This is a genomic window from Candidatus Anstonellales archaeon, from assembly GCA_038869735.1.
GTDB lineage: Archaea > Micrarchaeota > Micrarchaeia > Anstonellales > CG1-02-47-40 > JAWCQO01.
Genome location: JAWCQO010000004.1, coordinates 23,230 through 49,433 on the forward strand (window position 1 = coordinate 23,230; position 26,204 = coordinate 49,433).

Here is a 26,204-nt window from a genome sequence, read left to right on the forward strand (position 1 = left end):
TTTGGAGCCTGTCCCTTCCTAACTTCCTAACATTTTTTGTTGTATGTGCCTGACGACTTGAGCGGCACAAGAAATAATCTAAAGGTTACGGCGTATCTTTCCTGCATGGTAGTATGTTAATTTCAGGACTTTTGCTTATTTCCAAAAAACGGAAGAAGCATCAAAGAACAAATCGAAACAAAGTTTACTTTGAGTTATTTCGAGGCAGCCATTTTCAGTTCATAAATTTTTTTTCTTATATCCCTACCAACCAGTAAGCCTGTCCCTACCAAAATTGCGTCAGCACCTGCATCAATCAACCTTTTCACATCAGTTGGAGAGTTTATACCACTTTCAGAAACAACAATCCTATCTGATTTTGTTTTCTCAAGAATCTTGATTGTTGTGTTGATATCTACTTCCATTGTAGCCAAATCTCTATTGTTTATTCCGATGATGTCTGCCTCTGTTTTTTTAGCTCTCTCAAACTCTTCTACATTGTGGACTTCCAATAAAACCTCTATTTTATCCTCGTGAGCATACGAAATGAATTCGTCTGCATCCAAGCGACACAAATCTAATAGTCTTTGAATCAAAAGGACACAGTCACCACTTCCAATCTGTCGCCTATCAATGACAAAATCTTTCATTAGAACGGGTACTGCCCATTTCTCCTGCAGCAATAATATGTCCCCTTCAAAAATTTTTGGCTCAGTTAAAATTGAAAGCGCGCAAGCACCACCTCTTACAAATTCTTGAGCGTATCTTTTCATCTCCTCTTTTTTTATCAATCTCCCTTGTGTTGGAGAAAATGGCTTTACCTCTGCAATAATCGGCACTACGCCCCTTTCTTTTTCTTCTTCTATTGATTCGACAAAAGATTTTCTTTTTTCTTCTCTTAGATGTACATAATACCCAGAATCAACACTCTCTTTTACTTTTGGAATAATCTCCTCCAAAAATCCCATAACTAACTCTTTGTAAAGCAAGAGTATAAAAATAAATTTCTCTTTTTTTGTTTTTCAAAGGCAACATTAAAGAAACATTTTTAAATCTTTTAGTAGCATATGATGTTGGCGATCCAGTTATGGATAGTTTGATAAAATCGGTAATTGGTGAGCGAGAGCCCGCTCAAAACGAAGTATTCGGCTCTGACCAAATTAAAATTGTGACTGTAGGAGTTGGCGGTGCAGGAAATAACACGATAAACCGCCTTATACGTGCAGGCGTAAAAGGAACAGAACTCGTTGCTGTAAATACAGATCGACAGCACCTCAATCAAATACACGAAAAAGCACACAAAGTCCTTATTGGAAAAAGCATTACTAAGGGTTTGGGTGCAGGCGGATATCCAGAAACAGGTGCAAAAGCCGCAGAAGTTGATAGGGCACTTTTGGAGAAGGAACTTGAAGGTGCGCACTTAGTTTTCCTCTGCGCAGGAATGGGTGGCGGGACAGGAACAGGAGCAGCTCCGGTGATAGCTCAGATTGCAAAGGAACAGGGCGCAATCACCGTTGCAATGGTTACCTACCCATTTAACCTTGAAAGAGCACGAAAGCTTAAAGCTGACGAAGGAATTGCAAATCTAAGAAAAAACGTAGACTCTGTAATCATTCTTGACAATAATAGATTGGTAAAGCTAGTTCCCAATCTTCCAATGAACGAAGCTTTCTCAGTTGCAGATGAAATTCTTGCGAAAGCAATTGGAGGACTCGTATGGACAATTACGCAGCCTTCATTAATAAACATAGATTTTGCAGATGTGCGTGCAATTGTTCAGGGAGGAGGAGTTGGATTTATTGCAGTTGGAGAAGGCAAAGGGACCGATAAGGTCAGAGGGGCTGCTGAGGGTGTGCTTCGCAATAAGCTGTTGGATGTAGATTACGAAGGCGCAAACGGAGCACTCATCCACATATCTGGAGGAGCAGACCTTACGCTTGGTGATGCGATAAAGGCAGGAGAGATAATAACAGAAAAGATGGACACGCAAGCCAACATAAAATGGGGAGCACGTTTGATACCTGGCTATGACGGAAAGTTAGAAATAGTAGCTATAGTAACAGGAGTCAAGGGCGCCTCGGTGCTGGGCATGTCCTTTGAAGATGTCTCAGCAAAAAAGGTTACTTACGACGATATAGAAATAATCGGGTGAGGTGACTATAATGCTTGAAGGATTTTTGCATTCTGCCCTTGAACACAACAACCCTCCAAACGAAGATGCAGTAGGAGACAATGACATAAGGATAGCAGTTGTAGGAGTCGGTGGTGGCGGTTGCAATACCATTCATCGCCTTATGCAATCAAACCTTAAAAGTGCAACCACAATTGCAGTTAACACAGATCATCTCCATCTACGAAGTATATCGGCTCACAAGAGAATCTTAATAGGCCAATCGATAACAAAGGGTCTTGGTGCTGGGGGTTTTCCAGAGGTAGGACAAAAGTGTGCAGAGATATCAAAAGACAAGCTTTCTGAAGTGCTATCCGAAAATGACCTTGTTTTCCTCTGCGCAGGAATGGGTGGCGGGACAGGAACAGGAGCAGCTCCTGTAGTAGCACAAGTTGCAAAGGAACAGGGCGCAATAGTAGTTGCTATTGTTACATACCCCTTCAATCTGGAGCGTATAAGAATACAAAAAGCCCAATGGGGACTTTCCCATTTGACGAAGGTATGCGATACCGTTGTGGTAATTGACAATAACCGGCTAGTCCAATATGCACCAAATATTCCGATAAATGATGCATTTAATTTAGCAGATAACATTACTGGAAGAGCAGTTAAGGGAATCTGTGACACAATAATGTTTCCGTCTCTCATGAATATTGACTATGCAGACGTAAAATCAGTAATGGAGGAAGGCGGAGTTTCACTTATCTCTGTTGGCGAAGGAAAGGGACCGGATAGAGTTGAGAAAGTTGTAAAGAGTACTCTTGAACACCCTCTTCTTGATGTTGACTACGAAGGAGCAAGGGGAGCTCTTTTACATATCGGAGGCGGTTCCAGCCTAACACTCGGAGAAGCAATAGAGATTGGCGAAAAGCTAACTGAAGCATTTGACAAAAATGCAAATGTCAAAATGGGAGCAAGACTGACTCCAGAATACGGGGAGGATGTTTCCGTGACGGCTATAGTCACAGGCCTAAAACAGACTCCTTCAATATTCAGTCAGCAAACAACAGACGCCGACGAGGTAAAGGGATTAGAAGAGCTATCTCTCCTATAGGTTCTAGAATATGGTCCGTAACTGGATTCCATAACTGGATCGATCATCTGACTCCCCTTCCTTTTTCTTTTCCTTTTTTTGTTGGTTTTTATCTTTAAACAGAACCTATCTCAAAAAGAAGAAAAGATTTTTCGACTTCATCAAGAAATTCACAGTACTTGAACTTAGAGTATAACGCACTTTACAGTTAATGCACTTTTTACCTTTATCCTTTGAAATATAATTAGTGTGGACGGAGAGGGATTTGAACCCTCGGCCTCTTCGTTGCGAACGAAGCGATCTACCTCTGATCTACCCGCCCACCTGTCCCCACATGTCATTTCATTTATATTTGATGGGGTTTAAATATTTCATTAATGAAATCAGCAGTTCTTTTTTCTGGCGGTAAGGATTCAACTATGGCAGCTTTTTTCTCATTGTTTCAAGGATGGAATACAACTCTAATTTGCGTCCAATCAGAAGAGGATTCTTATATGTTTCATCATCCAAATACCGACTTTTGTAAATTACAAGCGCACTCAATGGGCTTGCCTATACACTATATACGAACAAACAAGGCGCGCGAGTTGGCTGACCTTAAAGCTCATCTTGAAAAGATCAAAACAGATTGCATAGTATCTGGAGCTGTGGCTTCAGAATATCAAAAACAACGCATAGACGTTATAGCTGAAGAACTAAACATCCCTTCTTTTTCTCCGTTATGGCACAAGGGAACCCAAATTCTGGAGGAAATTGCCCAATATCTTGAAATCTACATCGTTCACGTAGCTGCCGATGGTTTAGGAAGTGAGCTGCTTGGAAAAAGGCTGACCCTTACCGAAATATATAATCTTTCAAAACTAAACATCCATCCTTTTTTTGAAGGTGGAGAAGGAGAAACTTTTGTTTCAGATGCTCCGTTTTTTAGAGAACGATTGGAAGTACTAGCGTGGGATTACCTTTGTGGTTCAACTCATTTCACCGCTAAGATATCAAAGATACGTGTTCATAAAAAATTCTAACTCACCCTTTCCAATCGATCTATAATATCATCCAACTCGCTTCCATACATTTCCTTTATTTTGACAGTGGCTTGGACGTTAATGTTCACAGGTATCTCTTTTTTTATCTTTATCCCATATCTGCTTCCGTTTTGGGTGTCTACGAATATTTCCTGCCTAATTGGGAGAGTCTGTCCAAACTTAAACTCAGTAACCTGTCCTGTTGTGGAAATCGCAGTAACCTTCTCAGGCAGCTTCAGATTAAATAAAACAGGAATCCTAAAATTTGGGGGGAATACTTCATCCAATGGTATCTCTTCTTCGATTTGCACAGTCGTTCTAATGGGGGATGAAGATAAAATCACGTCCTTTGCCTGAAGCGCTTTTAAATCAGCAATTATCGCAGGAAGCTCAGACCTAATTTTTCCACTTCCTCCAATATCAACGATGTTTAGTACAAGAGATATCAAGGCAAGTACAAAGGCTGCCCCAGCCAGGATTTCAGCTTTTTTCAAATTATCTTTGCTCTCTATTCTTTTTTCGCCATACTCCCTTTTGATAGGAGCAGAAAAATCGCTCTTACTGCCAGATAATGATTGGGGGATTTTTGCTACTCCTAACTTTTTATCAGTTGAGCTGTCTTTTCTTTTAGATTGTCCATACAATATGCCGGCAGGTTGATCCGAATATTCCTCCTCTGCCACAAACACCACCTCAAAATCAAAATCATATTAATTTTATAAGCCCTCTTCCAAGCTCAGCAAGATCTGCTGAAAATAAGGCAGACGTGCTTCTAATAAAGGTAAACGTAATTATCAATGCCACTACTGGAAAAAATGTTGATTGAAGATACAAAATAGAAACGTTTTCGCCTATATGAAAGATAAGACTGGTCCAGCTTGGAAGATTCTGTCCAACGTCCCTTGCTATTAAATTGTAACCAGCGATATCATCGGGGCAAATTCTTCTATCATATATTTCAACGTTACCAATACTGGTACAGAACTCATCAGCGCTACCTTGAATCGCTACGAGAATAACATAAGACATAGGGAAAACAAAGAAGCACCCTATAGCGAGGGCAATAAGAAAACCTCCCAATCCACGCGAGATTGGAAAGACTCTAAGTATAAGGCCTGCTGGAAGAAACAAGTTTAGCATTGAGACCTCAAAGAATACAAGTAGATTGTATATAATATATTGAAACATAATAATCCACAAAAGCTTCTTTGTAACGTAATCACCGAGGCTTACAACAGACGAAATGACTGTTGAGGATAGATTCCATCCTTCTGCTCCAGAAGAATCCACAGAAAATGTTTCAAATGGTTTCACAAACAACATTATAGAATAAATACTCGAATATGCTAAAGTTTCACATTCAATAACGTTTCTAATATATCCTTTTGCTAAATCAAATGGCCCAGTAACGGGTCCGGGATTAACGTTTCCTCCGGTTACAGAATAAATCACAATACCAGATATTTCGTATGAAATATTCCACAAAAATGATATTACCCCTATTATGCAAAAAACAATAAGAAACCCTACCAATACCTGAGAATACTCACTCTTTGCCCATTTCTTAACGTTTTGTAGGTTTAATCCTATTGAAATCATATAGATAACTGTAGTTATAAAAAATGTCACTAGCAAAGCAAGAATATTGATAACATACCAATCCTGGAAGAAAACCCGGTGAAATATCTCTATTGGATTTAGCACTTATATCATCCTCAATATAGTTGATAAATCCATTTCCTCTCCAAGAAGCATCGTAAAGTCCCGGATAAAAGGAATAAAAACAGCAAAATTTATTGCTGGAAGAAATACACTTGCAATAAATATATAAAAAGCAAGGGACACTATATAAAATAGCTTTATTGATATACTTCCGCTATAGCGGTTTATATTTATGCCTTGATAACCATCTCTACTCAAGTTTTCTGCTTCCCCATAATTCCCTTGCGCAATTCTCCCTCCCTCTACTTCTTCCCATATCCCCCTGTATTCCTGACTGGTTTGAGGCTCATCTAATCTTTCAAATATCCCTGTCTGACTTCCGCGGATTATAAAGTCATTTATCACCAACATTGCAGGATAAATAAGAAAGACTCCAAATGAAAAAGCAATAAGTGAGCCCCCAAAAAGTCTAGTTGGCTCAAATGCGCGGAGCAAGACCCCGATTGGAAACAGATACGTAAGCGTAGCTATAGAGAGATACTCCAAAATCTTTATTTGCATAATGACAAATAATAGAGAGGTAGCTATTCCTTGAGCTACAATCGAGAATATTTGAATTAATATGTTTAGACCAGCCGCCGGTCTTAGAGAAAAGCCCATCCCCAAAGGGATGGCATTATGATGAACCCCCGCCATAGTTTGAAAAACCCAATACACAGCACCAACATATACTAAGGCTTGCAGATTCTTTTTTCTTATGTATCCCAAGTAATCATATGTGAGGTCATAGAAATTCATATTTTGAAATCGAGCGTCATTGTATCTTTCTCCAAAGATTAACCCCATCTTAGACGGCTTTAATTCGCACATCAGACCGACTGTTCCAACAGCAACAACAGCAATTGCAGCTGTCACTAAAAGTTGAACGAGCTCTGCCCTACTCCAAACCTCAAGTTGCTGATTTCTAAAGAATTTTGATGCCATAAATATTAGCGAGAGAATCCCGCTAGATATTAAGACTGCAAGTGCAACGTTGACTCTCCAATCCTGCCAGAAAAAAGAATAAGTTGAAGCTATCTGCCCGCCTGTCATGCATACATTAAATACAAAATCCGCCATCGCTTATAACACCCTCAATATATCTCCTATATTAACGTCTGTTCCAAAGTGTCGCGCAAACTCCCTTATAGCAGTAAATGTTACGTATATAATCAGCACCGGAATCATAACTCCAACTATAAAAATAAAGTAGGCCGCATTCTTGATAATTTCAATCAAAGCATTTAGAAGAACAAAAAATATCCCCACCCCTACAAATCCAACGTTCCCAAAAATAATGCTTCCAATCAAAGCTATAATAGCTCCAGAAGAAAGTGTTAAAATAAGACGTTCGAAAAAATCACCCCCTAAATGGGTTCTAAAATAACTTACTCTGCCATCAGGCGTATCTATACTGCTTCTTTCATAATACCTTTCAACTGCGCTTGCAGAGACGTTTATCATAGCTGGATAGACTACATAAAATCCCAGTGCGATAGCAATAAGAGCTCCACCCAATGCCCTTGTAAAAGAAAAAGTCCGAAAAAATATACCAATAGGAAGTAAAAATGACATAAGATACTTCTTTGAAAAGCAAAGAACAAATAGATTCACAAACCATATCCCCCACGTCGTTGTCATCATTCCCACAACCATGTTGAGCATATCAACAATCGGTTTTAGAACATAAGACATACTAAATGAAAAGCCACCCAGCAATCCAATAGCGCTTCCAATTACTATTTGAGTACTAGATAACACTGTTACTAGAAAATTTACTATAGTGGCCACCATCAAATCAGCACTCAACGTTATCAAAATTGCATTTGACAACTCAAGTGCCCTATCAATGTTATTTGTCTCATCCCCGACTCCGAAGCTCTTAGTGAGTATATCTACCCCTACGTTTGTTATAATCAAAAAGACGATAATTACACCAGAAAAGATAATTTGTTCAAGAGTATTTTTTGCCCATAAAATACTGGTTTGGTTATCCAGAAGATGCCCCCCCATGTAAACAAGGGCGCAGATAGAGAGAGAAATAGCAAGGGAGATTAATGTGATGACAGGCCATTCAACATTCGTAAACGCAATACAACTTTCTCTGCTTATCCCTACTTCTCTCAAATACCGCCTTGTCTGGTTCATCTGGTCCTCCCAAATGCCGGTAGAAGATCCTAAGCCTATAAGATATATGAGAAATAAAACTGTGATAATAGCCCTTATCTTCATCTCATATCAACCTTGTAAGACCGGCAATCTCTACGTCTCCTCCAAGAAGAGGCGACAATATTTTTATACTGGCTATTGTAGACATAATTGCGACAAAAGGCATGAATAGGGAAAAAATCATCATCCTAGCTACTGATTCAAAGACGCCCCCTTCACCAATTATCCATGCACTACCTCTATATGTCCTTAAAAAAGCGTGAGGGACGTCTACAAGAGACCTAAAAATTTCCAAAATGTGTTGAATCAATGACCTAAGAATTCGAAGATATCCTTCCATTGTTGGTTGAGACTGTTCTCCAACCAAATTTATTCGAGTAGGTTCTATCTCAAAAAGTGATTCGGGAGTAGGCATACTTTCGCGCGTAATATTACCACCCCCTCCTATCTCAAAAGGATTGATTAATCCTAATCGGTCGATGTTTAAGGGATTAAGCGTTCTTCCACTATATCCAATGAGTATATATCCTGATAGCGCATACATAAATGGATAAACAAAATAAAAACCAACGGCAATAGCAATCATGAGCCCCCCAAGTCTTCTTGTTAGAAAAAAGTTACGAAGGAAAAATCCAAATATAAGAAAAATAGGGAAAATAGTCTGCCATATAATATCCAGTAAATACTCCTGAAATCGTAAAGCAATCATCATTTTATATAAAATATCTATTGCTATTAGAAGAGCATCCGAAACCATTGACAATGCGGCAAATGGCTTAATTGAGAGATCTGACATAGGTATAATTGTCAGCCTTAAACCTACTCCTATATCTGAGAGAAACATAAACGTTGAATTTATCCAAATAATCTGCCCTGCCATCTGCTTTGAGGAATTGAAAATTATCCCCAAATAATTTTTAGCTAACGAGACTTGACACGGCTCGGTGTTCGTACAAACAACCGAAGATAAGGGATCAGCTGCCAATATAAGCCTGGCGTATCTATCTGCTCCACTATTAAACGCTTCAGCTGCAAATGTAATTAGTATCAAAATTATGACCGATAAAAACATATGAGCTATTTCACTTCTCGCATAAGCTTCCAACGACTCAATAGAAAGCATTTTGCTTATCGCATAAGCAATAGCAACAAGTGATATGGTTGAGACAATCGCAATACCAAGCAAAAACCAATATCTTCCAATCAGAATTTCGGCAATGAGCATTTACTACCCCATTTTTTGGCTTAGAAATTTATTCATGCTCTTTATAAATGTCATCGTAATCAGCATTGATAGACCGGGAAGAAATATCCCCTGCATCAATATTACTGATAACTTTACAAATAGTTTCATTACTAACTCATAATTCCATAAAACCCTCTCGGTTATTCTTTGATGGTATTCCCCGTCTTGGTTTTCTTGAATGCTTTGTCTATAATCACTAATCCAATCATACGGAGCAATTGTCTCTTGTCTGGGGTCTTGACCTGCTGGTGGAGGAAGAAAATCAATCACACCATCTCTTGCATCGATGTACCTCATTATGTTGTAATGCATGACATATGTAAGAGGAAATACGAAATAAAACCCAAAAGAAGCGGCAATGAGGAGTACCCCGGCATCCCTAGTGGGAGGGAAAATCCTAAGAATTATACCTGCAGGCAAGACCAAAGTTAGGGTCGTTGCCTTTATTAACTGGAGACCAATACTTTGTGCTACCAGTGAAGAAGCAAAGGGTGAGATGACGAACACAACCCATTCAAAGATAGATGCTAAAAGCGATAAAAAACTCAACGGTTGGAACCTTATGCTCCAGCCACCCCCAGCTCCAAAGTGGAGCGCTGCCCCACCCATCCATTCAAAAAGAATCACTAACCCCTCCATTTGAACAAGTGTCGGAATCGTAAGCTGAGAGATCATTATGTCAAGATATTTCAAGGCGATTTCAAAGTAATCCACCCCAAATATACTCATACTTACTCCGATTGCCATATTAGCAAGAAAATACGTCATAAGAAGCAAAACCACTGAAAAGAAAACCTGGTATGTCTCGAGAGTAGCAAAAGCTTCCAACTCAGATTTTCTAAATATCTGAGCTAACATATAAATAAGCGAAATCGAAGTGACCATAACTAATATACTTATTGCAATCATCTCAAACTGGCTTCCTCCAATCTCCAAAGCCATTAGTCAATCACCACCTATACTAGCTTTGAAAGCCCAAATATCTCAACTTCTCCCCCAATTGAAGCCGCAATACTTCTGTAAGCTGTTACAGTTAAAATTATCTCTATAACTACCCCAACAAATACAAAAGATAGGCTCCACCCAATCTCATTCATCGTTTCTACCGTTGCATAGTAAAAAATAACAGAACTCCTCCACAGGGACGCAAGGGAAGAGACGTATCTTAAAGTAAATCTTATATAATTCATTGATATATCGATGAGCTGTTCTGTTACTTCAACAACCGCGCTTAACAGTCGCCAAGCTCCACAAATTATTCTCCTAAAAAATCCCCAATTTTGAGGCTGCCCACTGCACCATCCGCCACTTTCATTACTTCTCTCATCCTCGTGATTTTGATAAATGCGTCTGCTTGCTTCTCTCCCTTCCTCAACAACCGTATTCATAAAATTCCCTGCTTGCGGGTTTGGTTCAATGGTAAGGGGGAATTCGTACTCTCTTATCTGAGGCATTTGGGTGTTAATATATAGTTCTTCGACTACTATCACGGAGAGTGGGAAAACAAAATAAGCTGTAAAGGCAAAAGCTATAATACTAGAACCTATCCTCCTTGTTATAAAAAAAGCTCTTAAAAAAAGCCCAAGGGGAAGGAAGACGCTTAACATACTATCCTTAAAAAACAATAATAGCACTTTTTGAAGAGAAATAAGACCAATTGCACCTCCAACAAGGTCCGTGATCAAAATATTACCTTCTGCAACCGGTACGACTCCCACACCAGGTCCAAACGAAATAGAAAATCTCATTATCGAATGAGGAGGAAAAAAAAAGGTTGAGTGTAATGTGGATACCATGCCCAGCACTATCTCGTTTAAATTCAGTGATATGTACTTACTAACTAGCATCCAGAACATAGAATCAAGAAAGATTGAAGGCCGCATATAAATGTCCGCGCTACCACCAATAATCTGGCTTATCATTGAGAATAGGCCCAGGGTAAAAAAAGTGATTATTACTATAACTCCAGTTATAAAAACTTCATAAAGCTCCATCTTTGCCCATGACTTAATATTTGGAACTGCTAAAAATTCAGACAACATATATGCTATTGCAGTGGCGCCTACCCCAATTAAAAGTGCGGCACCAATCGGAGCAGCAAATCCTTGGAATCTCCCAATAAAATCTTCAACATTTTCGTCAACGGTTTGTTGCGCATCTACGCTTTGGATCAACAACAAAGAAAACACAAAAAATAAAGACGCTAAGCTTCTAATCCTCATGTTTTTACCCCTTCTAGCTTAGTAACGAAGTTCTATTATTTAAAAACTAATGTCGCTACAATTTACTTATGGATATTAATTATGCCCATTGGCAATCCATCTGGGAGAAAAAAGGAGTTTATCAACCAACGGCTTATGATGGAAAAAAATTTTTCCTTACTGCAGCTTTTCCCTATCCAAACTCTCCTCAACACATAGGACACGCAAGAACATACACCACAGCAGATATATATGCAAGATACATGCGAATGAAGGGAAAAAATGTTCTTTTTCCAATGGGCTTCCATGTGACTGGCACGCCAATAATTTCGATGGCTAGTCGATTAGCCGAAGGAGACCCCGAAATACTAAGTATTTTTGAAGAAGTTTATCACATACCAAAAGAAAAAGCACTCCTTCTCAATGACCCAAAAAAGTTAGTTATGTACTTCTCAAAGGAAATAGAAATTGGAATGAGAATGATGGGTTTTTCGATTGACTGGAGGCGGAAATTTTATACGGATGAGCCCCATTTTAACAGATTTATTCAATGGCAGTTTCGCAAGTTAAGTGAATTAGGATACATAAAAAAAGGCATCCACCCTGTTCCATGGTGCCCAAAATGCGAAAATCCGCTTTCTGCTCATGATACCCATGGGGACATTGACCCTCATCTAGAAGAAGTTCTTGTAATCAAGTTTAAAAGCTCAGAAGGTTATTTCCCCACTGCAACATATCGACCTGAAACAATTTATGGTGTTACGAATCTTTGGGTCAAGCCAACAGCCACTTATGTTTTGTGCAAGATGGGTGAAGAGCATCTTTTTCTATCAAAAAAAGCGTACGAGAGCCTTTCCAATCAGTTGGATATTGAAAAAAAAGAAGAGTTACCCGGTTCTAAACTAGTAGGTAAAAAATGTACAAATCCCCTAAATGGTAAAGACGTTGAGGTTCTACCTGCTGCTTTTGTAGATGAAGAAGTTGGCACGGGTCTTGTTATGAGTGTGCCAGCCCACGCTCCTTATGACTATGTTGCCTTACGCGACCTCAACTCTAACCTAACCCCTATACCTGTCTTGGAAGTAGAAGGTTTTAGCTCCATACCTGCAAAAGATATAGTAGAAAAACTCAAAATAGAAAATCAGCTGAGCGCCCAGTTGAAAGAAGCAACTGACATACTATACAAGAAGGAGGCACATCTTGGAAAGATGATTATTGGTGATTATAATGGTATGAGGGCAATAGAGGCAAAAGAAAAAATCTCCCTTGTTTTGCTTTCAAAAGGAGCAGCTTTTTTGATACATGTGATTTCAAATTCCCCAATTTTTTGTAGATGTGGCACAAAATCAACAGTAAAAATAGTGAAAGACCAGTGGTTCATAGATTATGGAAATAAAGAATGGAAAGAAAGAACATTGAGACATCTAATGAAAATGAAAATAATCCCACAAAGCACAGTTCCTGATTATACGTATACTATAAACTGGCTAAAGGAAAAAGCCTGTACTAGATCACGAGGTCTTGGGACAAATTTTCCATTTGACGAATCTCAAATAATTGAAGCCTTATCTGATTCTACCATATACATGGCATTTTATACCATCTCACATCTCCTCCCCTCATACCCTCTTGACAAGATAAACGACTCCCTTTTTGATTATATTTTCCTTGGAAAAGTAACCGGCAATTTTAAGCCTGATTCGAAGGCAGAGGAAATGAGAAGAGAATTTCTTTATTGGTATCCACTTGATTCTCGCCACTCAGCCGTTGACCTAGTCCACAATCATCTTACATTTTTCATCTTTAATCACGTTGCTATTTTTGATGATGCACTTCTACCACAACAAATAGTTGCAAATGGTTTTGTAACAATGAATGGTAAAAAAATGAGCAAAAGCATGGGAAATATTCTCCCTCTTCAAGAGGCCATAAAGAAATGGGGCCCTGACGTAATTCGCTTTTCAGTGATAGCTGGCGCAGACATCGCTTCGGATACTGACTTTTCTGACTCACTTGCAAATGGCGTTTCAAGCAGATTAAGATATGCAGTTGAACTTGCGGAAAAATACCTCTCAAAAAATAACCAAAATCTCCCTGATGAACAAACAGAGCACGACCTACCCCACAAGTGGCTTTTATCTCGCCTTCATAGAAGAATAAAAAAGGCGCCATATCTTTATGAGAATTTTGCCTTGCGAGAGCTTGCACATGAATTGCTCTACGATTCCCTCAACGATGTCACCTGGTACCTAAAAAGAACAAAAAAGCCATCTCTTAAAGAATTTTTTGAATACTGGACACTTTTGATCTCTCCAATAATGCCGCACATCGCAGAGGAACTATCCTTTCGTTTTCTTGGAAGGGAAAAAAGCGTAGTTACTATGCCATTTCCACATCCGGACGATTCAAAAATTAGTGATTCATTAGAGCTTGGAGAGGAGCTTCTAATAAATCTCATCGCCGATATAAAACAAATTATCAAAATAATAGGAAGGGGGGAGACCGCCCCCCCTAAAAAAATCTTTGTCTATGTAGCATCTAATTGGAAAAGAAAACTTCAGAAAATAGCGTATACAAATAAGCGCTTAGACCTAACTATGCGCGAGGCAACAGAAATTGAGGAATTAAAAGGAAGGCTTCAGGACGTTTCTTATCTTGCAAAAAAGTTTTGTTCAAATCTAAATTCTCTAACAGATAAAATGCTATCCGCAGAAGAGGAGCTTTCATATTTTAAATCATGTCTTGATTTTCTCTCAACTGAATTTTCGTGTACGATCGAAATCTTACTCGATAAAGATGCGCCTTCTAAACATCAACAAAAGGCCTCATCGGCACTTCCTAACAGACCATCAATTTACATTGAATTGTAAATGCTCCTATAATTGGGCTTTATAATTGGACTTTGTCCATTTCCAGAAGCCTTTAACAAAACCTTTTAAACAAAGAAAAATAAAAAAATAATAGATAAACATGAGATACAGAAGTATACTCATTTCAACACTTACTCTATTACTTTTTTTATCTTCATTACCACTATCAGAAAAAAACATAACAAGACTCCAGGTTTATGTTGATGGACTTACTGTTCATGCTCAACTTACGAAAGTGGATATGGGCTCATCATTTCGGGTTTATCCTGAAGAATTGGAGAGACAGGTTAGGTCGTTTTTAAGTGAAAATAGACAAGAACAAAGACAGAACGAACAGATCCCGTTTTTAGTTCAACGCACAGAACCACTTGCTGGACAAAGTCTTGATTTCTTTCTATATAACCGAGAAACCAGTGAGTATCAACCAGTTTTCGGATGTAGCGGTCTTCTTACAGATGAGCGCGGAATAGCGAATTGCACTGTAAGCGAGATTTCCGGTTCAAAAACGTGTTCTGTTATAAACGTGTCTTATTCGGGAACAACAGCCTATGAGCCGTCTACTACTACTGGAATAGTTTGTGATGAATCAAACAACGGCCTCTCTGCATTTGGTCTTGCTACTGAAAACTACCTTAGGAATAGGCAGACCTACATATGCCTACCCATCTTCCTAATTCTAGGGCTCCTCCTTGCTTCTCTCTACTATTCAGGAAAGAACCCCTTAAATATTTTTGATATAACCACTCCGCGGCTTCCAAGACCAAAAAAACACCGCATCACTCCAATCATTATCCGCTCACACCTAATTAGCAATATGTTGATGAATATGAGTCTCCTTCGCAGAGCTCAACTGGATATCATCAACGCAGCCGATGCGATTGTCCGGATTCTTCCTTCTGATAATACTCTTCATAGCGACCTTCTACAAGCTTATAGTGAAATACGATCTGCCAGACGTATCCCCCCCCATATTCGTTGTGCCGCCATCGCAGCGCTCTTTTCTTCTGGACCTCGAGCAGCAGAGACGATTCTAAGAAATGCATATCAAAGAGGTGCAGTTAGAAGCATACAATCTCTAAAAAAGAACGAAACAGATACATATCTTTCGAGTATACTCTCAAGATCCGGATTAGATAAGGAAACCCAACAAACATTAATGCGCTTTCACAAATTTATTCAAGATCGTAGTAGTGCTGCGATAGTAACTTATGAGAAACACGAAAAGCTGAAAGAAACGTATGGATATAGCGGTTCCATCGCCAAGTTACTCCTATCCCTTTCTTATAATAGTTACCGGTTAGACCGCACCTTGCCTCGAACAGTAGATAAAACTGTTCTAGCCACCGTAGGAAGAGTTCCGATTGTTGGCCCTCCATTAGCATCAGTTATTCGCAGCGCCGCTAAAGTTGCATTATTGCCTATAAGGACTCCCCTAAATTTTGCTATCCTTCCTCTTGAAGTTGTAGGACAGACTAAGATGGCTGTCAAATCAGCTAAAAGCATTCTAAACATTTTTTCAGGTTCTTTGGATAACAAACGAGTGGGTAATTTTCATGATGCGCTTTCTCAAATCAAAAACATTTGCAGACATATAACACCAGAGACAGTCAGAGAAGAGGTTATCTCCTACGCAATCAGAAAAATAAACGAAGCTTATTTTGGGAGTTCGATTGATGAAGAGACTAGAAACCGCCTTCTAAATATAGTGGGTGCACGGTTAGCGAGTCCCCTACGAAATGGCGACTACGATGAAGCGTATAGGAGAGCATTATTAATTATGGCTAGATATAATCTAGTTGATCAGCAAACTATTGACTCAATCAAGGCTGTTGTACGCGATATAGATAGAAGGTATTATTCGTATATAGGAAATAGAGATAATAGTCTAGATGCGGGCATACACTACTTGAGTGATGTGCATGCTCTTATACGTAAATTTCAAACTTCCCACCCACAAGAGCAAGTATTCTTCCTAACAACAAGATTTTATGACCCTCAAAATCCGACCACAGAACGAGCAACTGCTGCATTCCATTACTTCCTTAGTCTTCAGGCCATTCAACGTTTACGCTCTGGTATAGACACTAGAACTACATTTGCAGACATCTACACTGAATTACATAGAAGAGAGAGTCAGGAACTTGAAAGAGAAGCTAACTCTGTTGCACAAATAGTCGCAATTCGGTACACTCTTTCTCCTAACGCTCCACAAAGACGACAAACTCGAAACCCACATGATGAATTCCTTCATTTTCTTTTAAACCGAATTGAAATAAAAATCAACAGAATGCGTCCTGCAGAAGTTTATCGCGACTTTTCCCAAGTTCTCATGGAGAATGCTACAATTTTGAGGTTTTATCAAGACCACATTTTACCGTTACTAGCAAAGACTAGTTCCGGAGCAAACCTTTCAGAACAAGAGCTGTATCAAGAGTTGATGAAGCATGGGGTTGATTGGAGAACAGCTACAAGGCTTATTTATACTCCACCAAGCAACCTAACACAAAATAGCACGCCTGAGTCCGAAAGAATTGGGAGCGGAATTGTTCGAGGATGGATAGTAACTGGAGACGGCACCTTCAAACCACTTTTTATAGAGGGCATGTATCACACCTTTGTAACAACAATTTTTGGTTCGTCCTCTCCCCTATTGGATGAAGGCCTGACCAGGACAAACAGCCAAGGCCAACGTATATCTGTAATGGGAGCTTCAGATGCAGATAAAATAGTCTCCGTTTACAGCAGGGATAACAATGATTTGTTAGCAACACATGCTGGAGGACCCATAAGAAGACTGTTCTATCAAATTCAGCAGCCGTTTCTAGCCGGTGCAAAAGTTATCTTCGCAGCAAAAGAAGAGTTTGAAACAGTCTTTGCTCTCCAAGCCCTCGAAAGGAAAGCGTATAAGGATATAGAGCGAAATTACAACCTCGGAACGTATTTTTCTCAAGTGCCAACGCTCCGGCAGATCGAAGAACAGATAGCTAGCGAAAGTGACAAAACTATGCGCCGAAAGCTAGAAAGAAAACGTCAAGACATGATACTGGAAATCTTAAATAACCGAGATATTAGCAGGACATTTAAAGATGCCTATGAGGCCTCACTACTATACGACTTAGTATTTCTAAAAAACGAGGTAGCAAACTTTATGAGAGACCCGCGAGGAGGAAGTTCTTCCTATGGTATAAGACAAGCAATCCACACCGGATATCATACAGGTCAATCCTTTTTTGAACCTGCAAGTTATTTTCTAACACGCGGATACGTTATAGGTGAAGACTACTTGCGTTCCCTCCTATGGTTGCCTGAAAGACTAGGCCGACTTATAACGTACTTCTCCCGAGCCCCAATGGCACTGCAATCCGGCTATCCTTCTGTTTATGAAGGAACCCATGAACCTGTTCGCCCCATGCGAGGGCGGGCACTTATGGATTTTTTTTCACCTTGGAAAAATCTTGATCGTCTATCGAACATACGTCTCCCAGAAATACATCCGACAAGAGGCTTGACACCTGTCGGTTGGTCTTATTTCGACGAATACAAAAGAACTCAAGCTCTTCGTTGGCTTGTGCCCGGAAGAACACTCCAGCAACGTCTTAACATACATGAATCTTATTGGGATAACTTTCAAAACCTGTACGGTACTCAAGAGATGCATAACATCAACGAGATATTCAATAATATTGTTGGAGACACAACCATTGACTTATTTAGAAATGTACGTCAACAATCAAGGTGGTGGCATTGGTTCTTCCAAAGGGGGGAGAATGTCACCTTACAGCTCACCGGTTATCTGCTTGCCACCGGTCCTGAATCAGCCCTGAGGACACCCGAACTCTATATCAATATTTATACTACTAATATATACAAAGCTTACCCTGTCGGGATGATGTATGTAGATGACGACCCATCAAAATTTACGACACAGCATCATCTAAATGCGAGACTTGCAAATAGAATAATTCGTGATTATAATTACCTTGTAGACCTCTATCCAGATATCAAAGAAGATGCACTCAGAAACATATGGAGACGGGATAAAATGTCAGCTGAGGAACTTGAATCAACCCGCAAACACGAATACAGTAATTATGAGTTTAGGATATTTTCTCCGTTTTTCCTTGCAAAATGGCTTGCTCCAAAAACCTATAATCAAGCTCTCGATAGTGCGGTTCTGAGAAGTATTGATGCAAGAACAGCGTATTACGAAAATATTAATCTCTATACTTCACTATTATTCCCTCCCTTGCTCTTATCTATGGGAGCTGAAAACTTAGGATATTGGATACGTAATGTAGCAAGAAGAATACGAGCAAGAAGAACACACGCAGGACCTTGATAACCAAATTACATGACATGCATATATCTTAACTTTTCCACAGAATGGGGGTTGGGGGAGAAGGGAAATTACTAAAAAATAATAAAAATGCGTTTATGACTATTATCCTGCTATCAGAAATAATCGGTGATGTGGTGCAATTTAGAAGGATTTTGTTTTTGTTTTTGTTTTTGTTTTTCAGTCTTATAGGATGCATCAGCCAGCAGAGTCAACCCCCGCCCGTTTTTAATCTAAATGAGATACTACAGCCATCAGATCAACAAAGACTTTGTCAGGAGCCAAGCGACCCACAAAACCCTTGCAAATGCTACGTTTGTACGGTAAGTACTAATTCCAGCCCCAGCGCAATAACTGAAGCTTCTCTTGAAGGACAGCGGTGCTTATTTATTGGATGCAACGGAACACCGGAAAGCTACATCCGTCTATTAAATCCTCAACGCACATCTAATCCTATTTACGTCATAAATTTCTTTGCATTTGGGGGAGGACCAGATTTTGAGTCTTTTTCTGTGGCAAACAGATATTGTAATAACATGATGAATTTGCCTGCTATGTGGATCAATCCTAACACAATTAACTTTAGAAGCAACGACGAAATTGGCTTCGAACAACACGAACAAGTAGGTACGATTGACTCAAGAGATATCGAGGATTATGTAAAGTCATATCTACAAAACCATATAATCCCCATGTTCATCCTCTATAGCGATAACGGAACAATCAACGACGCCAAACTAGAGGATTTTGCTTCCCTTCTTAATAGCACTGGCCCTGTCTACATTTCTACCCAACCTACTATTATGACGAGCACAACTCCTGCTTTGTCCATTCGACATGCCCGGACTATAAAGAGATATTGCCAAAAATGCCTCGTAATACTTTCCTATTCCCCAGATAATATGAATTACCTTAACTACTCCATCACCCCATCTGATAACGTTGATTTTCTTGGGATGGAAATAATAATAGACCCCAACGATATAGTTCCTCTTAACTGCAATCTGAACTCAAAACTTATTCAATACATGTGGGGAGTAAGAGAGAATTTAGCTCGCTATAGAAAGCCAACTTTTTGGAGCATTTTTGCAATAAAAGAAGGAATATCAGATGACCGTAGGTGTGAGATAAGTTCGCAACAAGTTGGAGAGGCATATGACTTAATTTTTCAATCAGCACAGTCTCTTGCTGCATATGGGCTTTCAGGAATTTCGCTTCTCTCCTTCTCTGACAGACTCCCGCCATATCTCTCCGCCTATACTGGAGTAGGACTTTTTAGGTCTGATGGAAGTCAAAAGAATCCCCAACTAAACTTTTTCTTTGACTGGTGTAACTATTATTATACGAACAAACTTCCTGGGGGCTTTGAAAGTGAGGTTGACTATTCAAAAAACTTGATAAGTCTTGTTTATCAGCCTGAGCTAAGCATACCTCATTGTGCCTTTGCCATGCAAACGAATCTACAGCGTAGAATTTCCCACTCAACCGGCCCTTATACTCCACCCTCACTTAGATAACTCTCAGGTGCATTTAACGTATGGCATACTTTCTAAAAGTTCCCCGCTCAGAAGGAGAGAAAATGAGAATTTTTCTCTCATCCATATCTCTTCTTGATACCTCCACCGCCATAGAATCGAATTTAAACTATGTATATCTGCCGCTTTTATCATCAAAAAAAAGAATACCTCTCCATTATCCTATTGTGAAATTTGCAGGCCGCAAAATCAACAAAAAGCCGCGAAATATATATGAAGCACTCAAAAATACTTTATCAAAGAAGGAACTATCTTCTCTTGTCAAATCGTTTGATATAATCGGAGATGTAGCAGTTCTTGAAATACCCGATTCACTAAAAAAACATGAAAAAGCCATCTCAAAAGCTGTTATGGCTGTCCACCCGAATATTAAATGTGTCGTAAAGAAAATGAGCGGAATGGAAGGCGATTTTAGAGTACGAAAGATAAAAGTAATCGGCGGAAGAAGAAGGACGCAAACTTCATACAAAGAAAGCGGCGTAAGAATGTTTGTCGACATTTCAAAGATGTATTTCTCCGTTCGACTTGCAACAGAAAGAAAAAGAATTGCATCCCTTGTAGGAGCCAATGAAAATATACTGGTCTTTTTTTCAGGATGTTGCCCATTCCCTCTTATAATCTCAAAATTTAATCCTACATGCAACATAGTAGCAATAGAACTTAATCAGGCTGCCCACAATTATGCCCTAAAAAACATTGCACTAAACAAAATGCGGAACATAACTGCTATTCTGGGCGACGTTCGCGAAGTTGTTCCGAAAAACTACTCGAACTTTGCAGACAGAATCGTTATGCCCCTCCCAAAAGGCGGTGAAAATTTCTTGGATGTGGCCTTTTTAGGTGCAAGAAAAGGATGTGTTGTTCATTTTTATGCTTTCGGACCTAAAGAAAACCCCTACAAAAAAGCCCTCGAGGCCATAAATAAAACTGCTAAGATGTTAAACAAAACCATCCGTATTTTAAACAAAAAGGTGGTTAGACCCTATGCTCCCGGTATAGTCCAGGCAGTGATAGACTTTAAGATTCTCTAAACTTTTATAAAATTCCTTTGCACAAGCTAGTCTATGCTTGTATTAGAGATTTCTTCATATCTGCGGCGTTTTGGGGCTGACATCTTTTTGTCGTCCCTCCAATGTTTATCTTATGCTATCTTGATTTTTATCATCCTTTTTTCTCTTCTAGCGCCAGAACAACAACCAATATCTAGTTTTTTTTATCAACCCCTCTTTCTCATACCCTATCTCGATGTCTTTCTTGCTTTGCTTACTTTTCTTTCTATTGAGGTTGTTTTTTATAAAACTGAAAATCTGCCTACTGAATATCTGACACGAAAAGCTTTGGCCATTCTCGTTCTTTTTCTTGTGGGATTGGGGAGTATCGCCTTCTTATATTATATCAATGAACAGTTCCTTCTTTATTTTTTCTTATTATCAGTTATAAAAGACGCCCAAACAATAATTTTTAGGGAAGAAATAGCTGACGCGCACACACTATACAAAAAAAATTATACAGCTCTGATTATTTTTACTTCCTTTTCTCTTTTTGTTTATTTTCTAATCACAACCGCTGGAACGTATCTATTAGACATGACTTTAATTTCTGTATTTTTAACTCACTTTACAAATCTTTGGACTCTTCTGTGGCTTTTCGTGGCAATATATATCCGTTTTCCTCTCAGGCTATCCCTTCCTCTGCACGGTTAGAGAAACCCTTTCAGTAGCCACCGTTAAGTTCTTGTCCATTACCTCCACAAAAATATCAAACTTTGATTCAGATGCCGGAGAGAAAGCTGTGACATTAATCTTTCTAATTTGAACCTCACCCTTAAAATTCATTGGATAAAGCCACCATTCTTTTTCGGCTATGCGGATGTAGTTTTCATCTATACTTTCTTCAGTCCTTATCTTTACTAGAGGCTGGGAAATTTCGTCTTTTTGATTTTCTATTCTTATAAATAGGGTGGCGGTTTGATTATCTGTTATAACTGATGGCTCAAATTCAGCCTTTAAAAAGATGCCGCTTGCATTTCCTACATTAAAAACGTTACCTGCACTAAAAATTAACGCTATCACTGCTGCAAATAGTGATAAGACTATAACTGCTAGCAATATTTTTTGATTCTCAACTTTTGCCATAGCTACTTCCTCTACAAATAAGATATTTTTAAATCTAACAGTAGCGTATGTCTTATTTTTTAAATTAAGTTTCCATCTAATACTTGCAGCTTTTGATGCAGGGGTAGCAAAGCCTGGTCAAATGCGCAGGACTCAGAAAGAATCTTGGGATATCCTGTCGGTTAGCCGTTCGAGAGTTCAAATCTCTCCCCCTGCACTTAACCCTCGCCTAGTTCACTTTATCGCAGGGGAACGCGCAAATCCATACCTCAAGATGAACAGGACAAAATTGACTGCGCGCTCAAGCACTTCGCCGCGTTGGGCGACCTTGACTACCGCGTGGTTGATTCGTATGAAAACTTTAAGCAAACACTTCCGAGCTGACTTAATGGTTGATATCTAATGCAAAACGATTTATTCGGATATTGCAAAGAAATCTGTGCCTCCTTCTTGGTGCTAGTTTTTGTCCTTATCATCGCGTCCGCTTTGTTGAATGAAGCCAGCAAGCTAGCGCCAAATAACGCGGCAATTCAATCGTTGAAAGGAACTTACGAGTTTCTGGCGCGGCTGTTTATTGATTGGGGTTCTCCAGATCCAGCCCTTTGGATTGTCCGAATCCTTGTCGGAATCGTTGCGGCTTTCCGGATATACGCAAATTTTCAACGAAATAGCTGATAAGTTCCGCGGAAACGCCGTCTGTCCTTCGCTTTATAATCTCAGGCACTCAACGAGCTCGCCCTCGTCGCTACGCCGTTTTCGGAACAGAGTTTATTAATGCCAAATGCGACACGATAGTGCGTGAAAGGGCATTTACGAGAGAGTTCTGCTCAGAGATGTGGACTTGCCTTGCTCCCCCTGCACTAACATCCTCTGCAAAACCTTCCCATCACTTTTAGGAAATTAAATAAGCTTTTAGAAAGCTAGATAAATGTCTCAGAACAATACTTTAGAAAAAACTTAAGAAACAAAGATGACTTAAATATAAAGATATTCGTCTAACATATACTTAACAGCACAAATAAAACTATGCTATGCGCAGGTACATGCTAATGATACCCAACATATACGAAGGTAACTATAAGCGACTTGTGATTTTCCCTCTGATTTTAATATTAACATCCATTTTTTTTATACCGCAAATAAAACAAGGTGTGGACTTTAAGGGCGGAGTCTTAATCACCCTCCATACTTCTGCTCCAGTAAATATAAGTATAGCTGAATCCACTCTCCAAAGCGAGCTTAAAACAGCGGTAAGCATCAAGCAGATAGAGACAGCTATAGGCAACTCGATTGAAATAAGCTTCCCTCTTGATGAAAATATATCAAGAGCAGAAAAAATAAAGGAAGAATTCTTTTCACTTGTTGACGACGCTTCGCGGCTTGAAGCTGATGCATCTGTTCTAGAGTCAGACCCAAACTCAACATCTACCGGAATTTCGCCCGATGCAAAAGAAAAGTATACAGAAGCTCGCGAAAGACTTAACTTGTATGCAGATGAACTATTTCTGTTAGCAGGACTTAATAAACAAGCTGCCAAAGCCAATAGCACCAACGAGCTCCGCAGAATGGTTAGCGATGCGTATAACTCTATCAATAGTGATTATCAAACAAAAATAAGAAGCACAATAGAAAAACACATCCCTTACTCGTCAATATCCTTTGAGCTAGTCTCCTCAACGCTTTCAGAGAGATTCCTCTCCTCAGCATTATGGGTTATTCTGGTCTCATCGGCGCTTTCAATAGCAGTTGTTTTTTTTGTTTTTCGCACATTTATACCTAGTATTGCCGTACTGATTGGAGCGGCATCAGATATAATCATAGCATTGGGCGCAATGGGTCTTTTTGGAATACCACTTACTCTCGCTTCATTTGCAGCTCTACTTATGTTAATAGGTTTTTCCCTTGACACCGACATCCTTCTTACGATGCGCACCCTCAAGAGGTCGGAGGGAAGAGCCCGCGATAGAGCTTTTGAATCAATGAAAACGGGTTCAACTATGAGTATGGCAGCAATTACTGCGTTTGCATCCCTTCTCATCCTCTCACTCGCAACAAACATATCTACATATTACGAAATATCCTCAGTTGCTCTTGCCGGTCTTTTTGGTGATTTGTTTGCTACATGGGGACTTAACGCCGTTATCATTCTTTGGTATGCGGAAAAGAAAGAAAAGGAAGCAGAGGCAATAAAAACCCACTTCGCTTCTCTTTATGAAAGGAAGGAATAACTAATGAAAAATACTACCTTTTCGATATTGTCTGACAGGCGCATTTTGTTATTGGTGTTTCTTACCTTAGCTGCTCTTCTTTATTCGTTACTGAACGGGATAAAATTTGGAATAGATTTTTCAGGAGGAACACGCATACCTGTTGTTCTTGAAACGGGCGTCGATTCAGCAACGATGCTAGAAATGGTCGAATCCATAAAAACAAGAACAGCAACGCTCGGGTTGACCGAGGTAAAGGTAAGGGGAGTTGGCAACTCCCAGATTTATGTAGAAGTTCCAAGTTCTGATCCTGCACTCGTTTCTCAGGTCCAACATATACTTTCTCAGCAGGGAGTTTACGAAGGAATAATCGACGGACGTGTAGCAATTAAGGGAGATGATATATTTGCCGGAACCATAGTGCAGGTGTCTCCGCAGTTTCTTCAAGGAGGAGCTGATTGGGGCGTCTCATTTACAATAACTCAAAAGGGCGCATTGCGCTTTGCCCAAGTGGCAAAGGGAAAAGCAAACTATCCCCTCTTTATGTTTCTAGATAGACCAAAAGATTCCATTATTATAATGAAAAAGAAGTCATTTTTAGAACCAAGCTATACCTTATTCGGGGCATCCATAGTCGAAGATGACCTAATAAAGGCAGCTGAGTTTGCCTTGAACTTATCTGAAGAAGAAGGCGGCTCGATCCAGCTTTATTTTGAAGAAGATTTCAACAGCTATAACCAGACTTTATTTCCAAAGACCAACAAGACACGTGCTATTATTGAATCTAGCGTATCCAATGAAATAAAAGCAACTCTAACATCAAGAGGATTCCAGTTGGTTGAAAAGACAAGTCAAGAGATCGTACCAGAATTTGTAGTGCCAAACCAACCGTTCTCAAACTTTCGAGCCGTTGTTTCAAAATGGTCAGCAGTAGGTCTTCTCTCAAGTCCCTATTTGGTACCTTCTGTCACAACCGGAGCGCCTAGCTACTCCTATCAAATTACGGGACCTGGTGAAGGTACGGGTCAGCAGAGGGTTATTTCTGCAAGACAAAGGGCCAAAGAGATTGAATCAATATTGAAAGGAGGTGCATTTCCTGTTCAAATATCTCTTGGTTCCACCACTACGATACCTGCCCCTCTTGGAAGAGAGTTTCTTAAAATGAGCATAATCGGCGCTGCAATCGCGCTTGTGCTTATCTCATTACTCGTAGCATTAAGATATCGCAATCCCAGATTGGTCCTACCGGTTATCTTCATAAGCATTTCTGAAATGATAATTCTTGTCTCCTTTCTAGGAGCATTTTCAATAGACCTCGGTACAATGGCAGGTATAATCGCAGCAATTGGGGTTTCGGTTGATGCACAGGTTGTAGTTACCGACGAATTGCTAAAGCGTGGGTCTCAAACGACCCAAAAAAAACTCCAAAATGCATTTTCAATCATTTTGACAAATGCCACTGTGGCAGTTATCGCGATGGTTCCTCTTCTCTTTTCAGGAATGGTCGAGATAATCGGATTTGCTACAGCTCACGTTTCTGGATCCCTACTTGGTGTACTAATAAGCAGGCCGGCTTACAGCGCAATCGTTGAGAAGTTTATACATGTTGAAGAGTGAGGTT

The 26,204-nt window shown here is 39.6% G+C and carries 19 protein-coding genes and 2 tRNA genes; 11 read left to right on the forward strand and 10 right to left on the reverse strand.

Annotated features, from left to right (window positions below; translation table 11 throughout):
* Positions 1–194: 194 nt before the first annotated feature.
* Positions 195–947, reverse strand: coding sequence for an indole-3-glycerol-phosphate synthase (locus QXF67_02390; GenBank protein ID MEM3060363.1), 753 nt, complete (start codon positions 945–947; stop codon positions 195–197).
* Between the two features lie 119 nt (positions 948–1,066).
* Here QXF67_02390 and ftsZ (QXF67_02395) point away from each other — a divergent pair, with 119 nt between their 5' ends.
* Both ftsZ (QXF67_02395) and ftsZ (QXF67_02400) read left to right on the forward strand, forming a co-directional pair.
* A complete protein-coding gene (gene ftsZ / locus QXF67_02395; GenBank protein MEM3060364.1) occupies positions 1,067–2,131 on the forward strand; it encodes a cell division protein FtsZ in 1,065 nt (354 codons plus the stop codon).
* Positions 2,132–2,141: 10 nt separating this feature from the next.
* On the forward strand, positions 2,142–3,203 hold the full coding sequence (gene ftsZ, locus QXF67_02400) for a cell division protein FtsZ (GenBank protein ID MEM3060365.1): 1,062 nt from the start codon (positions 2,142–2,144) through the stop codon (positions 3,201–3,203).
* 229 nt (positions 3,204–3,432) lie between these two features.
* On the opposite strand, the gene QXF67_02405 is transcribed toward ftsZ (QXF67_02400), so the two are convergent.
* Positions 3,433–3,504 (reverse strand) — tRNA-Ala (locus QXF67_02405).
* 55 nt (positions 3,505–3,559) lie between these two features.
* Between QXF67_02405 and QXF67_02410 the strand changes: the two genes are divergently transcribed.
* Positions 3,560–4,204, forward strand: coding sequence for a diphthine--ammonia ligase (locus QXF67_02410; protein ID MEM3060366.1), 645 nt, complete (start codon positions 3,560–3,562; stop codon positions 4,202–4,204).
* Here QXF67_02410 and QXF67_02415 read toward each other — a convergent pair.
* The 7 genes from QXF67_02415 to QXF67_02445 all read right to left on the reverse strand — a co-directional run bounded on the left by QXF67_02415 (position 4,201) and on the right by QXF67_02445 (position 11,542).
* On the reverse strand, positions 4,201–4,887 hold the full coding sequence (locus QXF67_02415) for a hypothetical protein (GenBank protein MEM3060367.1): 687 nt from the start codon (positions 4,885–4,887) through the stop codon (positions 4,201–4,203). The genes QXF67_02410 and QXF67_02415 overlap by 4 nt on opposite strands.
* Before the next feature lie 22 nt (positions 4,888–4,909).
* A complete protein-coding gene (locus QXF67_02420; protein MEM3060368.1) occupies positions 4,910–5,803 on the reverse strand; it encodes a hypothetical protein in 894 nt (297 codons plus the stop codon).
* A 105-nt stretch (positions 5,804–5,908) separates the two neighbouring features.
* Positions 5,909–6,985, reverse strand: a complete 1,077-nt coding sequence (locus QXF67_02425) for a hypothetical protein (protein ID MEM3060369.1) — start codon at positions 6,983–6,985, stop codon at positions 5,909–5,911.
* Between the two features lie 3 nt (positions 6,986–6,988).
* The gene (locus QXF67_02430) at positions 6,989–8,053 is read right to left on the reverse strand and encodes a hypothetical protein (GenBank protein MEM3060370.1); all 1,065 of its coding nucleotides are present in this window, start codon (positions 8,051–8,053) and stop codon (positions 6,989–6,991) included.
* Between the two features lie 85 nt (positions 8,054–8,138).
* Positions 8,139–9,299 (reverse strand): hypothetical protein, encoded by a 1,161-nt coding sequence (locus tag QXF67_02435; protein ID MEM3060371.1) that lies wholly within the window; start codon positions 9,297–9,299, stop codon positions 8,139–8,141.
* A 3-nt stretch (positions 9,300–9,302) separates the two neighbouring features.
* Positions 9,303–10,262 carry a hypothetical protein gene (locus tag QXF67_02440; GenBank protein ID MEM3060372.1) on the reverse strand — a complete coding sequence of 320 codons (960 nt, stop codon included), beginning with the start codon at positions 10,260–10,262 and terminating at the stop codon, positions 9,303–9,305.
* Between the two features lie 14 nt (positions 10,263–10,276).
* Positions 10,277–11,542 carry a hypothetical protein gene (locus QXF67_02445; protein ID MEM3060373.1) on the reverse strand — a complete coding sequence of 422 codons (1,266 nt, stop codon included), beginning with the start codon at positions 11,540–11,542 and terminating at the stop codon, positions 10,277–10,279.
* 68 nt (positions 11,543–11,610) lie between these two features.
* On the opposite strand from QXF67_02445, the gene leuS reads away from it, so the two are divergent.
* The 5 genes from leuS (at position 11,611) to QXF67_02470 (ending at position 21,965) form a co-directional block, all read left to right on the forward strand.
* Positions 11,611–14,391: a leucine--tRNA ligase gene (leuS, locus tag QXF67_02450; GenBank protein MEM3060374.1), complete on the forward strand. Its 2,781-nt coding sequence runs from the start codon at positions 11,611–11,613 to the stop codon at positions 14,389–14,391.
* Between the two features lie 100 nt (positions 14,392–14,491).
* Positions 14,492–18,730 (forward strand): hypothetical protein, encoded by a 4,239-nt coding sequence (locus tag QXF67_02455; GenBank protein ID MEM3060375.1) that lies wholly within the window; start codon positions 14,492–14,494, stop codon positions 18,728–18,730.
* Positions 18,731–18,774: 44 nt separating this feature from the next.
* Positions 18,775–20,244: a hypothetical protein gene (locus QXF67_02460; protein MEM3060376.1), complete on the forward strand. Its 1,470-nt coding sequence runs from the start codon at positions 18,775–18,777 to the stop codon at positions 20,242–20,244.
* A 20-nt stretch (positions 20,245–20,264) separates the two neighbouring features.
* Positions 20,265–21,293, forward strand: coding sequence for a class I SAM-dependent methyltransferase family protein (locus tag QXF67_02465; protein ID MEM3060377.1), 1,029 nt, complete (start codon positions 20,265–20,267; stop codon positions 21,291–21,293).
* Between the two features lie 33 nt (positions 21,294–21,326).
* Positions 21,327–21,965 carry a hypothetical protein gene (locus QXF67_02470; GenBank protein MEM3060378.1) on the forward strand — a complete coding sequence of 213 codons (639 nt, stop codon included), beginning with the start codon at positions 21,327–21,329 and terminating at the stop codon, positions 21,963–21,965.
* Here QXF67_02470 and QXF67_02475 read toward each other — a convergent pair.
* Positions 21,942–22,397: a hypothetical protein gene (locus tag QXF67_02475; protein ID MEM3060379.1), complete on the reverse strand. Its 456-nt coding sequence runs from the start codon at positions 22,395–22,397 to the stop codon at positions 21,942–21,944. The genes QXF67_02470 and QXF67_02475 overlap by 24 nt on opposite strands.
* Positions 22,398–22,494: 97 nt before the next feature.
* Here QXF67_02475 and QXF67_02480 point away from each other — a divergent pair.
* From QXF67_02480 to QXF67_02490, 3 genes are all read left to right on the forward strand, one after another.
* Positions 22,495–22,593: transfer RNA gene (locus tag QXF67_02480), tRNA-Leu, on the forward strand.
* Between the two features lie 832 nt (positions 22,594–23,425).
* A complete protein-coding gene (locus tag QXF67_02485; protein MEM3060380.1) occupies positions 23,426–24,604 on the forward strand; it encodes a hypothetical protein in 1,179 nt (392 codons plus the stop codon).
* A 3-nt stretch (positions 24,605–24,607) separates the two neighbouring features.
* Entirely contained in the window at positions 24,608–26,200 is a 1,593-nt protein-coding gene (locus QXF67_02490; GenBank protein MEM3060381.1) for a hypothetical protein, read from the forward strand.
* Positions 26,201–26,204 lie beyond the last annotated feature (4 nt).